Here is a 13,172-nt window from a genome sequence, read left to right as displayed (position 1 = left end):
AGAGATCCAATCAAACAACCGTCCGAGAAAACATTTAGTAACATCGCCACATGGAAACATCTGGAACGCATTACTTATACGGGCCACACAGTCGTTGCCAGGAGCAAATCTCTGTAACACGTAGACGTTGCCGTGATTTGACCGATGGAAAGATAAAGACCCAAAAAAACCATAGTAGGATTTTTATATGAATATTGGTGCAGGAATTGGTTCGAGCTCTGTAACGCAGACATCTTCAGGGAATATGCTTGGGGCTGGAGGCGCGACCGAGGGCTCAGCCGAAGCTATCTTCGAGAAAATGAAGGCTGATGCAATAAAAAATGGCTGGAAGAGTGCTGAAGTAAAAAATATTCAAGCATTGATCCGGTCGGGCTCAGGTCAATAATTACGAGGTGATCGATTACCTTTCAGGCTTTCCAGCCCGAAAGGTAATCATCCAACCAGCCCGACAGAGCATTTTAGTGCTCTAGAGCCGCTGTCCACCCTGAATGAGTAGACACTCCATGCAAATAGTAAACGACCGCTTTTCACAGAAAAGCAGCAATACCGAACACGACCGTACGCCACCGGAACAATCGGCAGGCGGTACGGACGTCAGTTTTTTCACGTCACTGTTCGAAGGCTCCCATCCCATAAGCACAATTTCTGCCAAGCCTGAAGTCTCACTCCTTTTGACAGAGGCATCAAAGCACCTCAGCAACTCAAGAGATGGCTTCGCAAAAATAATCCGCTCCACCAAAAAAGGAATCGATGTTGAGGCCATCGGAAATTACCCGCGCGAGTTACATAACGCACAACTGACAACACAGCTGATGGTGAAATGTCTTGCCAAGACAACGCAGTGCATTGACAAGATCAGCAACATGCAGTCTTGAGCATGAATAACTCTCTGCTTGTCGCTTTAGTTTTGAGTATGACTTTTATATTGAGCGGATGTGGTGACCGGGTAGAACTGCATCGCCAACTGTCCGAACAAGAAGCCAATGAGGTTGTAGCCGAATTGGCTGATAAACATATTCGCGCGCAAAAGGTACCGGCCAAAGACGGGGTCGTCGTAACGGTTAATACAAGCGACATCGGGCGCGCCGTACGTACCTTGGAAGCCGCCGGCCTTCCCCGGCTCGCCCGGACCACTATGGGGGATACCTTTCGCAAGGAAGGGGTAATTTCCACCCCCCTGGAAGAGCGTGCCCGCTACATCTATGCCTTGTCTCAAGAGCTTGAAACCACGTTATCCAAGATCGACGGCGTCATCGTCGCACGTGTGCATGTGGTATTGCCTGAACGCATAGCGCCGGGAGAACCGGTCCAGCCCGCATCCGCTTCCGTATTCATCAAGCATGATCCACGCCTGGACCCCGACAACATCCGCGCCCGGGTCCGCAGAATGGTGGCGAGCAGTATCCCGGGGATGACCACCGCAGTGGATAACCCGCAAAAACTCACCGTGGTGTTTGTACCAGCCTCCACTTATCAGGAACAACAACGCCTGGTGTATTTCGGCCCCTTCCTGGTGCCCGGCGACGATCTCGGATTCTGGCGAGCCAGCATCATGATCTTGCTGCTCGGTCTGGCTTCGGCCGTGGCAGCCATGATCTTCCTGCAAGCGCGGCGCAAACGTCCTCATCTGGAGCCAGCGCTTACAGGAAACTCAACGGGGCCAACGCATGGCACCTAGACCCGATCATCTGATGCGTGAGCAACTGGCCTGGGCTCAATGGTGGGCTTTTCCCTGGAAGCAGGCCCACGAAGACTGGAAAGGCGACAAGTATCGTGCGATTGAAAGGCTTTTTTATCGCGGTCGGTCAGCGCCAGAGGACCTTACGGGTTTTGTCGCCTGCTTGCCGGCTGCACCACATGCCACTGTGCTTCGGTTGGCCCTGGCCTCCACGGACCAACTCAACCTGGCGCTCGCATTGGCTAACCACACGTTCAATCCCCAGGCAGCATCACCCTTGAGTGAAGATCATCATGAGTGGTGCATGCGCCTCTCCATGGCGCTGCACCCTTCCATGCTGCCCCCACATTCCGATCCGCTGCGACTACTTCATAGCTGGGTTGAGCCCGCTACCTGGCAGCGCCTTCGATTGCGTTTCCCACGTACACGTGTGAGCGAGGCTGAAACAGCAGACGCCCCACTCGAAAGTGCGAGCAGCCGATTGAACACCCTCTGGCAGGCCGTCGTCTGGCGCGTCGCAAGCATGGCGAGCGACAACATGCCCCTGTCTCGCAAGGATGAGGAAAGCAGCGATGTTATGCCGACATACTATTGAGTTACGCAAGGACGCATCCGGCACGCGCGCCAACCTTATCCCGCGCGAAGAGCTAGCCAATTGGGAACAGGCCCACCATCTCTTGAGCCACGCCAATGCCCAGGCCGACGAATTGATACGTATGGCCGAAAAAAAATGCGAGGCCATGCTTGAACAAGCCTCACTGGAAATCTGGCAACGCGCCGACGCTCAGCTCAAGCAATGGGAACGCGACCGTCAATCGATGTGCGACAACCTTGAACACTACGCGACCGCCATCACCAACCAGGCCATTCGCTGCCTGCTCGACGAAACAACTGCCCCGCAACGGCTCGCAGCGCTGTTGAAACAATTGCTGGATAGCCAAGTTCAGGAAGTCAGTGCGACGTTGCTCTGTCATCCCCATGATCTTGAGGAGATAAGACAGGGCCTTGCCCGTCACAAGAGCAGATTCTGGAAGTTAAACGCCGACGACACGGTTCATCCTCAAACACTCGTATTGAAAACAGATGAGGGGGACTTCCGTATCAGCTGGAATGCCATGCTCGACACTTTTTTCAACCAGGGCAAAGAGTACTCGATCGAGATCTAATCCTACGAGCACAGAGACTTTATTTATATTCACCCCTTAGAACTGACTGTTTAAATTCGCCCTTCAATATAGCTATCAGAGAGAAACCATGGATTTTTTCAAAGAGCTGACTCACTCGATTGCCAGAAATAAAACATCTACATACAAGGAGTTCAAGTCCGGTTTTGAAGAAAGCCTGATGGCCGAAGACAGCGAGTTGTTTCACAACTTAGTAACGCGCAGGGAGGTTACCTTTGCGCTTTATAGTGAGCACGGTAAAACGGTCAATCAGATGCTCAAAACAACCATTGAAAGTTTTCAGTAAATGAAAGCGCTCGTGGGCGACTGGTTGAGCGGCAGGGAGGAAAAAATCGCCCTATTTGAAGGTGACGACGAAGTCACCTTGCGACGTCAGGGCGACGCCGTTTTATTGGGTGTTCAACTGACCTCAGCGGTGACAGATAACTCAGCCTTGCAAGACTGGCTGCGCCTGGGTGCGGCCAGCTTGAACCATTTCCAGGGTGCCTTGGCTCAAAAAGCTGACACAGGTGCGCTATGGCTGATTCAACGTCTGCGCACCGACCGTGGTGAAACCCACGTACTGGATTGCCTCGAGACCCTGCTGAACCAACGCGACACGTGGCGCGCCATCGTTGCGCGTCTTGTTCGTCCAGCCCAAAACCTCAAACCCACCCCGCTACGTTCACGCTCGTACTAATCAGAGAACTGTCTATGCCTAACAAGACCCATAAGGGCGGCCGCTTGTGCCTTGACTCGCCTGATGCTTCATTCAAAAGAGCCCATTGGCGGAATGTATTCCTGTTTTCCTGGCTGCTGGTTTCAACCCAAAGCGCGTTAGCGGCGATCCCCGCCGAATGGAAGAACACCGCCTACGCTTATGAAGCCGAGCATAAGCCAGTTCGGGACGTGCTCGACGACTTCGCCCAAACCTTCGGTACGCAACTGCAAATCGAGGGCCTGCTGGAGGGCACCGTCAACGGCAAGATACGCGCCAATACCCCACAATCCTTGCTCGACCGGCTGGGAGTAGAACATCGCTTCCAATGGTACCTGTACAACAACACACTCTACATCAGCACCCTGGACCAGCAGGAGTCCGCGCGCCTGGAGGTTTCTTCTGAGACCATTGCCGACCTCAAGCAGGCGCTCACTGATATTGGCCTGCTCGATAGTCGCTTCGGCTGGGGTGAGTTGCCCGAGGATGGCGTCGTGCTGGTCTCCGGACCTCGGCGCTATATCGAACAAATCAAGCAGTTCAGCAGCCAACGCCGCACCGTGGATGAAAAACAGACGGTGCTGAGCTTCCCGCTGAAGTTCGCCAACGCCGCTGATCGTCAAGTGGATTACCGCGGCCAGAAGCTGACCATTGCCGGTGTTTCCAGCATTGTGCAAGGGCTGCTGGAGCCCCGTTCAAATCCGATCTCCTCGGTGCTGAGCCAGCGCCCTTCCTCACAGCCCGCGCCTATTGCGCCGAATGTTGCCCGCTTGAGCAACCCCATGCTGGGGCAGATACTCGGTACAAACAGCAACACCATGCCATTGGATATTGGCGCCACACTCCCCCCGCGTGCACCGATACCCAGCAGCCGGATTCGCGTCGAAGCCGACATTCGCAATAACGCAGTCCTGATCTATGACCTGCCAGAGCGCCAGGCCATGTACCGCGAGTTGATCGCTCAACTCGATGTGGCGCGCAAACTGGTGGAGATCGACACGATCATTCTGGATATCGAGCGTACGCAGTTGGATGAGTTCGGCGTGAACTGGGGGTTTCAGAACAGCCGGTTCCGTGCAGGTTCGTCATCCCAACAGTTGTCGCTTGAGAATCGCGAACGTTTCTATGCCGACATACGCGCCCTGGAAGCCAAGGGGCTGGCGACTATGGTTTCCAACCCGTCCGTGCTCACCCTGGAAAACCAGCCGGCGGTGATCGACTTCAACCGCACTCAATACCTGACGCCCGGACGTGAAAACGCCACCATCTTGCCAGTCACTGTCGGTACCAGCGTCCAGGTCGTGCCCCGCGTCATCACCAGCAGGGGAAGCCATCAGATACATCTGGTCGTGGATATCGAGGACGGCACGTTCGACGAATCCAACCCCAACCGTAGCCTCAGGGACCTTGATGTTCGCCGCGGTAACGTCAGCACCCAGGCCGTCATGGCGGAAAAGCGCTCTATGGTTGTAGGTGGCTTTCACGTCACGGAAAGCACCGACAGGCAAAACAAGGTGCCGCTGCTGGGCGATATCCCGCTGCTGGGCAAAGCGCTGTTCTCTTCCAGCGAAAGGCAGAACAATCGGCGTGAACGCCTGTTTATCATCACGCCGCGCGTCATCGGCGACCAGGCCGATCCGTCTCGCTATTTGCCCCAGGCAGATCAGGCCCAACTGCAGGCGGCGCTGACACCGCTGGCCAGGCGTAACGCCCCTCACCAGCCGGTGATCAAGCGTAGCGACGTGATCAGCACCCTGGCGCACCTGGCGACTGGGCAAGTGCCCAAGGCCTTCAAGTTGGCGCCAATGCCCCTGGGGTTGAACACGCTGTGCAGTACCCGCGACCTGCTCGCACTGAGTACCGAGCGCAGCCAATGGTATGCAGGCCCTGAGTACAACGTTGCAGTCGTAGTACTACGCAACCAGTTCAACCGCAATGTGCGCATCGATGAAAAAGAATGCAGCAACTCGCAAACGCTTGCCGTCACCGTGTGGCCACACGCCTGGTTGAAACCGGGAGAGGAAGCCGAGGTATTTATTGCCATGCGTCCGGTGGTGAAGGATGAACATCTCAGCGTACCGCGCCCCACCTTGATTACGCCCTCTCAAAAGGTCCGCCCATGAAACATCAATTGTTGTGCGTCACTCTGATCGGTGCGGCGCTGCTTGTCAGCGCATGCACCCCCACGTGCCAAGGCGACTCCTGCTCACGCCCGCAATCGACCGCACAAAAGATGGTGATCTGGTGGCCATCTCACATGCGCGTCGAGCCCGGCCCTTCCGGGGAGCGAGCGGATTACCAGACGATATCGCTGGAACGATGAGCATCAAGGAAATACCCGACGAACCACGCCAGGTATTTCTGGAGAACCTGGTGAGCGGCGCTGCCACCCACCAGGTTCTCACTTGCGGCATCGAGGTGCGCGCGCTCAACGCGGGTAATCGCCCTGGGCTGGCCTTGCATGTCGCTCGCGAAGCGTTGCAGGCCGGGCAATTACAACGCGTATTGCAGCGCCGCTTTGAGCAGCCGCACGTGTTTGATGGCTGTTTTATCTATCTCGATACCCAGGGTGCCTTGGTGATCTGGCACGCACTGCCCGCCTCTCACTGCAATCCGGGCAGGCTCCTCAGCAGGATGCTCTCACTGGCCAATCTCAGCGCACTGGACCCAGGCTCCAGTCGCTGATCAGCGCTGATCAAGCTCAGGCAGTTCCAGCGTTTCGCGCTTGGCTTCGTCATCCAGCTCGCGCAAGGTGCGGTAGATCAACGCTACGGCCTGCAAGGTCTCGCGGGGAATGCTTGCACCCAGCTGCTTGGTATGGATCGTGCGGGCCAGCCACACACATTGAATCACCGGGACCTCGGCGACCTTTGCGCGCGTGCCCTTGCTGATCAGCAGGGGCAAAGGTGTCTCGCCTGGGCGGTAGTACAGCGCGACTGCAAAGTGCGTAGGGTTGACCACCAACATGTCGGCTTCTTCCAGCTTGGGCAGCTTGACCTTCGGCTCCTCTTGCGCCAATTCATGCGCCAACTGGCGGCGCTGGCCTTTCACATGGGGGTCGCCCTCCATGTCCTTGTATTCTTTGACGACCTCAACCTGTGTCATGCGCATACGCTTGGCGAAGAAGTGCTTTTGCAAAGTCAGATCGATCAGCGCCAACACCAGCAACAGCCCCAGGCAGGCATGCAGCAGGTGACGGAACAACGCGATCAGCGCCAGCAGATAACTCTGCAGGTCGCTGTTGGCAAGGTTGATCAACGCCCCCAACGCGGGCCAGACCACCACGTACACAATCAGGCCCAGCAAGAACGCCTTGGCGATGCTCATCAGCAGATTCATTAACGACTGGGCAGAGAACATCTGCTTGATCTGGCTGATAGGGTTGAGGCGATTGAAATCCATCTTCAGCGTATCCGGCGCGAACAGCAGGCCGAACTGCATCCAACTGGCAATCAGCTTCGCGGCAATCGCAAGCCCGGCCATCAACAGAGAGAACGAAAAAAACATCACCAGGCCCTCCACCAGCACTTCTTCCAGCACCCGCGCAAACGGCTGGCCCAAGCGTGAAATCGGCAACACCAGCAGTTGCTGAAAGCGCTGCAAGCTGGTTTCGGCAGTGAACAAGGCGACCTCACTGATAGCCGTCAGCGCCAGCAGCTTGCTCACATCCTGGCTCTGCGCAACCTGACCTTTCTTACGTTGGTCACGCAGTTTCTTGGCGGACGCCGGGTGCTTTTTTTCACCCGAATCACTCACGGCGCCGAGACCTTGAACAAAAGCCCCAGGTAGTGCTTAAGGTCACCCAGCTGGCTCATACGCCCGACAATAAGATCCTGTAACAGCGCGAAGTACAGCAACAAAATACCGATTCCCGCCAGGCATTTGACCGGCGGCGCCAAGGTACTCACTTGCAATTGCTGGCTGTAGACCCCCAGCAACGCGATACCGAACTCCAACAGCAACAACACGGCAATAAAGGGCGCGGCATAAAGCATCATGTGCATGAATGTGTCACTGAGCAGCCCGACAAATACGCTCATGGCATTAGCTGCTGGAAGCGGAAACCACACGGTGGGTGGCCAGATCAGGTAACTGTCCCAGATCACCTGGGTGAGTGCGCCCAACCCCAGGATGGCCATCAGCAAGTAAATCGCCAGTTGCTTGAACATGTGCCCGATCGGCGTCGCGTCCGGCCCCAGTGACGGGTTGAGTTGGCCACCGGCCAAGGCTCCACGCTGGTTGTCCAGCAGCGCTCCCACCGACTCGAACATCCAGAACGGCATCGCCAACAACACCCCCAGCAGCAACCCCAACGCTACCTCCTTGAGCATCAGCGCACCGAGCATCAATGCTGAATAGTCCTGCCCCGCCAAAGCAGCATGAATACCCGGAGCGGGCAACAACGCCATGACCATCACGATGGTGTGCCGGGGCAGGCCGCGCACATGTTGAAAACAAAACGCCGCCACCAGGATGCCACAGGGGTAGATACGCGCCATGCCGATCAACAGGCTGGGGAGATACTCAAGATAAAGCAGCACAGGCAACGCCTTAGTTCAGGGCCGAACGGCCGATCATTTCAAACGTCAGGTTGATCAGCTGGATCAACTCCACGCCAATCCAGCGGCCCGTGAGGATCAGGGTGATACCCACCGCCACTAGTTTGATACCAAAGGGTAATGTCTGGTCCTGGATCTGCATCAGCGCTTGTACCAAAGAGGTCAGCACCCCCACCACCACCGCCACGATCAGCGGCGGTGCAGACAGTACAACCACCAGCAACATGCCCTGCTTGAACAGCACGATAGGTTCCATACGCCACTCAGAGATAGGAAAGGAACAGGCTGTCGAGCAACCGCGACCAGCCAGACACCAGCACGAACAGCAGCAGCTTGAGCGGCAGGGAAATGGTCATCGGCGAGACCATCTGCATACCCAGCGCCAGCAACAGGTTGGAAACAATAAGGTCGATCACGATGAAGGGGATATAGATCAAGAACCCGATCTCGAACCCCGCCTGCAATTGCGAAAGCACAAAGGCCGGGATCAGCAGGATAAGATCCTCACGCTGTACCTCCTGAGCCATTTTCGCAGGCCACAGACGTGCGGTATTGTCCAGTAGATGGGTCAGCACATCCGCGTCCACATTACGCAGCATGAATGCACGCAAGGGGTTGATGGCCTCATTGCCGGTATGCAGAAACGTTTGCACGTTGCTCATGTCCAGAGGCGACGCCTTGATATTCTCGGCGATTTCGTACCCCACCGGCGCCATGATGAACAAGGTGGCCGCCAGAGCGATTCCGTTGATGGCCATGCTCGGAGGTACCTGCTGTACGCCGATGGCATTGCGGGTAATCATCAGCACAATCACGATTTTCAAGAAGGCTGTGCAGACCACCAACAGCATGGGCATCAACGACAGCGCGCCCAGAAATATCGCCAGGACGATCGGGTCCAGCCCTTGAAGTATCATCGACCGAACACCACTCGGGACAACTGCAACCCCAGGCGTCCGTCAACTTCCACCAACTGCCCCTGGCCGATGGGCCGATCGCCATAAAACAGACCCGCCATGCCTGGGGCAAAGCCGGTAATGCCCAGTACCGAGCCGGGCACGAGGTTACGCAACTCCCCCAGGGTCAGGTTCAGTGTTCCGCAGCGTACGCTCAGCGTCATGCTCAATTCATCGAACGGCTCGGGGCCGAATACGTCCATTACGGGTTCATCGTCTTCATGCCCCGAGTGATGAGGTACATCTAAATCTTCGTCCACAGACACGTCCTCGATAGAAGTAAGAGTGAAACGTAACCACCCGGTGTCATCGTCAATGCCGCCATGCAGGCGCTCTCTGCCGACCGACACATAACCGCTGCCCCGGGCCTGGAAAAAGGTCTGTTCAAGCAGCAGCACATCGCCGGCTCGCAGACTGCCGGCCTGTACAATCGGTAACCGCAACCGCCCAAGGGTCACGGCAATTGCCAGTTGAAACGACAACGGCAGCGGCGCAGCCGTGGCCCGCCAGGCCCCCGCCTCGTACAAAGCCAAAAAGCTTTCGCTGCTCAACCACACATAACCCTCAACCCACGATGCCCCCAGGGTCACGGTGAGGCGACAGCCAAAGCCCTTTGGTCGCCCGGTGTGTAGCAATCGCACATAACCCAACAGCGCTCGCACTTCGGGGCTCAGGTAATACTGAAACAACGTCCAGAACCAGGAATCCGGTTCGTTGTCGACCCCTGCAAGGGTCACCGGACATTCGCCCAGCAGGCTAAGCAACGGCCCCGCCTTGGCGAGCGCCAGCACACCGCACTGCGTGTCGAAGCACACCACGTCACCGCCAACAGGCGCACGCCCAGGCTCAAGCCGCAACTCACCGGCCTGACCCGCAACATGGAACGGCAGGTACAGGCCGCGACCCAGCTGGCGGCGTGCGGTAACCCCGTCACTCTGGATCGAAGGTAATGTCAGTAGCGGTACGATCATGGGTTGCCGACGCTTGGCAAAAGAAGGCTGACCGGCAGCCCCAGCGCTTGCGTAAAACGGTCCTCACACTGTTGCCGTACGCCGCTGAGCCAGCGGGCCGTGGCGTCGTGTTCCGCTTCCAGTCCAATGGCCCAGCCGCTCTGCTCTCGGCGCACGCTGGCGTTGATCCGCCCCAGGCGTGGCAAGTACAACACTGCCTGCAACGGCCACTGCGAACCGGCCAACACACGAGGCGTCAGTTGTTCGGCCAGCGCCTCGATCATGGCAATACCGGCCGCAGATTTTTTTCGCGACAAGGAGGCGCTCGTCCCGGCGCCCTCCCCATCACCCGCAAACAAACGCGCAAACAGTCGCCCTTGTTCCCACGCAACCACGCCCGCCGCTCCTGACTCACGCTCTTCGCGCTCACGCAGGGGGGGGCGTTCAGTGGGTTTATTCGCAACCTGGGTCATGTCGGCTCCTGTGCAAGCAAAAGTGATAGCTCCTGTAACTTTTCCACCTGTCGCAGGCATTCGGTGGCTTGCCTCTGGGCACTGCCAACGTGGTGTTCCTTTTCTTGCCGTTGGTTGCGCAGCGCCTCAAGCTGCCCCTCTTCGCGCTGGGTACTGGCGGATAAGGAGCGCTCCTGTGCGTTCCAGGATTTCAGGCCCGCCAAGGTCAAGAGCTGGCCCTGGTGCTGACTGAGCAACTCAGCACTTTGCCGGGCTTGCTCCTGCCGAGCGTGTTCAAGTGCATCCTGGGCCTGCTGGATATGCGCGAGCAGGGCCTGCTGCGCACGCTTGGCCTCACGCAGGGCACGTTCGGCACGATCGGCCCTGTGCCTGCGCAGGCAACGCAGCATCTGCACTTCATCGTGCAGCACATCAGAAGGGGACATAGGTCGTCAGCTCCTTGAGTTGCTCCAGCGTGACGGCCATCGGTGTCGGCTCACGCAAATCCTGGCGCAGGAAACCGTCCACCGCCTGGCGACTGTTCACGGCCAGGTCCGTCAACGCATCGCTGCCAGGCTGGTACTCGCCCAGCTTGAGCATCAACTCGATCTGCTGGTACGCCGATAACAACCGTCGCAACGCCGTGCCCGCCTGAATATCCTCTGGCGCCGCAACGTTGCTCAATATTCGTGAAAGGCTCGCCAACACATCCACCGCCGGATAGTGCCCACGCTCAGCCAATTTGCGCGACAGCACGATGTGGCCGTCGAGCAATGAACGTACTTCATCGGCCACCGGGTCGTTCATGGAGTCCTGCTCAATCAGCACTGTGTAGATCGCTGTGATCACGCCGTCACGGGTCAACCCGGCGCGCTCCACCAAGCGCGGGAGCAAGCTGTACACCGAAGGCGGCAGGCCTCCGCGCCCCAGGGGTTCGCCGGCAGCCAGGCCGATTTCACGCTGGGCCCTGGCGAAACGGGTCAGGGAATCAATCAGCAGCAACACCCGCTGGCCCTTGCGCCGAAAACCTTCAGCCAGTGCCGTGGCGGTAAAAGCGGCGCGGGCACGCTCCATGCTGGAGCGATCAGACGTGGCACACACCAGTACCGCTTTGGAGCGCAGTTGCTCATCGAGCTCATGGTCGAGAAACTCACGCAGCTCGCGCCCCCGCTCGCCGATCAAGCCGAACACGATGACATCGCATTCGACGTTACGGGCGATCTCGGCCAACAAGGTGGTTTTGCCACAACCGGCCCCGGCGAACAGACCGACACGCTGGCCTTCACCGAGCGTCATCAATCCATCGATGGACCGCACCCCGGTGGCCAGCGCACGGTTGATACGCGGCCGCTCGGTGGGCAAGGGCGCTTCACATAACACCGGGCTGGTATCCGGCAGTTCGGATTCGACAAATGCGCTGGCACCCTGGCCCGTAATCGGCCTTCCGAAACCATCCAGAACCTGGCCCAGGAGCGCCTCGCTGACTTGCACCCTATGCGACACGCCCAGGCGCTCGACCGGCGCCCCCACGCGCACGCCTTCCAGGTTCCCAAGGGCACTGAGCACCGCATCCTGCTGATCAAAACCGATGATTTCAGCGAGCATGCAGTCACCCGGACCTTTTTCCACCTGGCACAAGTCACCGATACGCGCCTGAGGCAGCCGGCACTGCAGCAGCATACCGTTGACGCGCTGGATTCGCCCGCGCATGGACACCGGCGCAAAGCTGCCAAGCGCCTGGGCCTGGCGTTGCTGCCAGGCGTCCAGACGCGCTTGCTCGGAGGTACTCACCAGTGCACCTCGTAACGCTGTGCGCCATCAAAAACCACTTTGCTGTTGTCGATCAGCACCAGGCGCAAGCCGTCCACCTGATCCCCCAAAAAGAGCCGGCTACCCTCTTCCAGAACCACATGGCCGTTAGGTCCGCCGACTATTTGCACGATCCTGAACGGCAAGGCGTCATCTCGCACACGTACACGACTGATCACCGGCACCATACTGTCGAATTGCTCACCAAAGCGGCTGAGCATCCGCGACACCAGCTCCACGTCGTCCTGGGAAACATCGCCGTTTAGCACGACTTGACCGTTGATGACTTGCAAGTCGATCCGTTGGCTCAGCTCACGCTCGCCGAGCATTTTCAACAACTGCTGACGCACATCAAACGGTGAAGCCAACTCTTGTTTGCCAATCACCGATGGCATCAGCGAAGCCTGCGCGTCATGTTCCCCGGTTGAAACCATGCCCACCACTGCGATGACTACCGCCACCACCAGCATCAGGCTGATCAACCGCTTTTGCTGCGAGGGTGAGATGGACGATAACGGCAGTGTCTGCACAGGTTGTTCCGGTGATGGCAATGCTGCAGATACCGGGGCCTCAGGTTCAGGCCCAGGCCATGGATGATCTGCCAAGGCGACGCACAATCTCACGCTGCCCACCAGAAAGGGCGCGTTCAACGCCAGGCTCGGGATCTGCGCCAAGGCCTGGCCATCAGCCCCGTACACCAGCTGCGCCTGGGCCTGCACCGACCAGTTAGCGTCGCAAAACTGCAGCAGGGCATGATGCTCGGCGACCCCAGGATCGCTCAGCACCAGGTCAGCGTCCGGCTGGGCACCGATGCTCCATCGCTCGCCGAACAACGGCAACGCAGCGCCCTGGCGCAGCCCATCAAGCACGCGTAACTCATACATCAT

19 protein-coding genes are annotated in these 13,172 nt (G+C 58.0%); 10 read left to right on the top strand and 9 right to left on the bottom strand.

Features of this window, described 5'->3' with window-relative positions; genetic code table 11:
* Positions 1–187 precede the first annotated feature (187 nt).
* The 10 genes from PSEBG33_RS28410 to PSEBG33_RS23175 all read left to right on the top strand — a co-directional run bounded on the left by PSEBG33_RS28410 (position 188) and on the right by PSEBG33_RS23175 (position 6,244).
* Positions 188–385 (top strand): hypothetical protein, encoded by a 198-nt coding sequence (locus PSEBG33_RS28410; protein WP_005784604.1) that lies wholly within the window; start codon positions 188–190, stop codon positions 383–385.
* Between the two features lie 118 nt (positions 386–503).
* Positions 504–875: a hypothetical protein gene (locus tag PSEBG33_RS23140; protein WP_032803245.1), complete on the top strand. Its 372-nt coding sequence runs from the start codon at positions 504–506 to the stop codon at positions 873–875.
* A 2-nt stretch (positions 876–877) separates the two neighbouring features.
* Positions 878–1,678, top strand: coding sequence for a type III secretion system inner membrane ring lipoprotein SctJ (gene sctJ, locus PSEBG33_RS23145; RefSeq protein WP_005784601.1), 801 nt, complete (start codon positions 878–880; stop codon positions 1,676–1,678).
* A 13-nt stretch (positions 1,679–1,691) separates the two neighbouring features.
* Entirely contained in the window at positions 1,692–2,273 is a 582-nt protein-coding gene (locus tag PSEBG33_RS23150; protein ID WP_232289404.1) for a type III secretion protein, read from the top strand.
* The gene (gene sctL / locus PSEBG33_RS23155; RefSeq protein WP_005784597.1) at positions 2,251–2,844 is read left to right on the top strand and encodes a type III secretion system stator protein SctL; all 594 of its coding nucleotides are present in this window, start codon (positions 2,251–2,253) and stop codon (positions 2,842–2,844) included. Before PSEBG33_RS23150 ends, sctL begins: the two co-directional genes overlap by 23 nt.
* Positions 2,845–2,932: 88 nt before the next feature.
* Positions 2,933–3,148: a hypothetical protein gene (locus tag PSEBG33_RS23160; RefSeq protein WP_005784596.1), complete on the top strand. Its 216-nt coding sequence runs from the start codon at positions 2,933–2,935 to the stop codon at positions 3,146–3,148.
* A complete protein-coding gene (locus tag PSEBG33_RS23165) occupies positions 3,149–3,541 on the top strand; it encodes a hypothetical protein (protein WP_005784594.1) in 393 nt (130 codons plus the stop codon). It begins immediately after the preceding gene.
* A 14-nt stretch (positions 3,542–3,555) separates the two neighbouring features.
* Complete coding sequence (gene sctC, locus PSEBG33_RS23170; RefSeq protein ID WP_005784592.1) at positions 3,556–5,682, top strand: type III secretion system outer membrane ring subunit SctC; 2,127 nt, start codon at positions 3,556–3,558, stop codon at positions 5,680–5,682.
* Positions 5,679–5,882, top strand: coding sequence for an HrpT family type III secretion system protein (gene hrpT / locus PSEBG33_RS29655; protein WP_005784590.1), 204 nt, complete (start codon positions 5,679–5,681; stop codon positions 5,880–5,882). Before sctC ends, hrpT begins: the two co-directional genes overlap by 4 nt.
* Entirely contained in the window at positions 5,879–6,244 is a 366-nt protein-coding gene (locus PSEBG33_RS23175; RefSeq protein ID WP_005784588.1) for a hypothetical protein, read from the top strand. The genes hrpT and PSEBG33_RS23175 overlap by 4 nt, the downstream gene beginning before the upstream one ends.
* Here PSEBG33_RS23175 and sctU read toward each other — a convergent pair whose 3' ends face one another.
* The 9 genes from sctU to PSEBG33_RS23220 are packed head-to-tail and all read right to left on the bottom strand — an operon-like array spanning position 6,245 to position 13,169.
* Positions 6,245–7,315 (bottom strand): type III secretion system export apparatus subunit SctU, encoded by a 1,071-nt coding sequence (gene sctU / locus PSEBG33_RS23180; RefSeq protein WP_005784586.1) that lies wholly within the window; start codon positions 7,313–7,315, stop codon positions 6,245–6,247.
* Positions 7,312–8,100, bottom strand: coding sequence for a type III secretion system export apparatus subunit SctT (gene sctT / locus PSEBG33_RS23185; RefSeq protein ID WP_005784584.1), 789 nt, complete (start codon positions 8,098–8,100; stop codon positions 7,312–7,314). Before sctT ends, sctU begins: the two co-directional genes overlap by 4 nt.
* 10 nt (positions 8,101–8,110) lie before the next feature.
* Positions 8,111–8,374, bottom strand: a complete 264-nt coding sequence (sctS, locus tag PSEBG33_RS23190) for a type III secretion system export apparatus subunit SctS (RefSeq protein ID WP_005784582.1) — start codon at positions 8,372–8,374, stop codon at positions 8,111–8,113.
* Positions 8,375–8,381: 7 nt separating this feature from the next.
* A complete protein-coding gene (sctR, locus tag PSEBG33_RS23195; protein WP_005784580.1) occupies positions 8,382–9,035 on the bottom strand; it encodes a type III secretion system export apparatus subunit SctR in 654 nt (217 codons plus the stop codon).
* The gene (locus PSEBG33_RS23200) at positions 9,032–10,045 is read right to left on the bottom strand and encodes a FliM/FliN family flagellar motor switch protein (RefSeq protein WP_005784578.1); all 1,014 of its coding nucleotides are present in this window, start codon (positions 10,043–10,045) and stop codon (positions 9,032–9,034) included. The genes sctR and PSEBG33_RS23200 overlap by 4 nt, the downstream gene beginning before the upstream one ends.
* Positions 10,042–10,497, bottom strand: coding sequence for a type III secretion system HrpP C-terminal domain-containing protein (locus tag PSEBG33_RS23205; protein ID WP_005784576.1), 456 nt, complete (start codon positions 10,495–10,497; stop codon positions 10,042–10,044). Before PSEBG33_RS23205 ends, PSEBG33_RS23200 begins: the two co-directional genes overlap by 4 nt.
* Positions 10,494–10,922: a type III secretion system stalk subunit SctO gene (sctO, locus tag PSEBG33_RS23210; protein WP_005784574.1), complete on the bottom strand. Its 429-nt coding sequence runs from the start codon at positions 10,920–10,922 to the stop codon at positions 10,494–10,496. The genes PSEBG33_RS23205 and sctO overlap by 4 nt, the downstream gene beginning before the upstream one ends.
* Positions 10,909–12,267, bottom strand: coding sequence for a FliI/YscN family ATPase (locus tag PSEBG33_RS23215; protein ID WP_005784571.1), 1,359 nt, complete (start codon positions 12,265–12,267; stop codon positions 10,909–10,911). Before PSEBG33_RS23215 ends, sctO begins: the two co-directional genes overlap by 14 nt.
* Positions 12,264–13,169 (bottom strand): FHA domain-containing protein, encoded by a 906-nt coding sequence (locus PSEBG33_RS23220; protein WP_005784569.1) that lies wholly within the window; start codon positions 13,167–13,169, stop codon positions 12,264–12,266. The genes PSEBG33_RS23215 and PSEBG33_RS23220 overlap by 4 nt, the downstream gene beginning before the upstream one ends.
* Positions 13,170–13,172: the final 3 nt, after the last annotated feature.

The organism is Pseudomonas synxantha BG33R (assembly GCF_000263715.2).
GTDB classification, from domain to species: Bacteria; Pseudomonadota; Gammaproteobacteria; order Pseudomonadales; family Pseudomonadaceae; genus Aquipseudomonas; species Aquipseudomonas synxantha_A.
The sequence above is the reverse complement of the archived record's forward strand: the minus strand, read 5'-3'. Positions and strand labels throughout refer to the sequence as shown.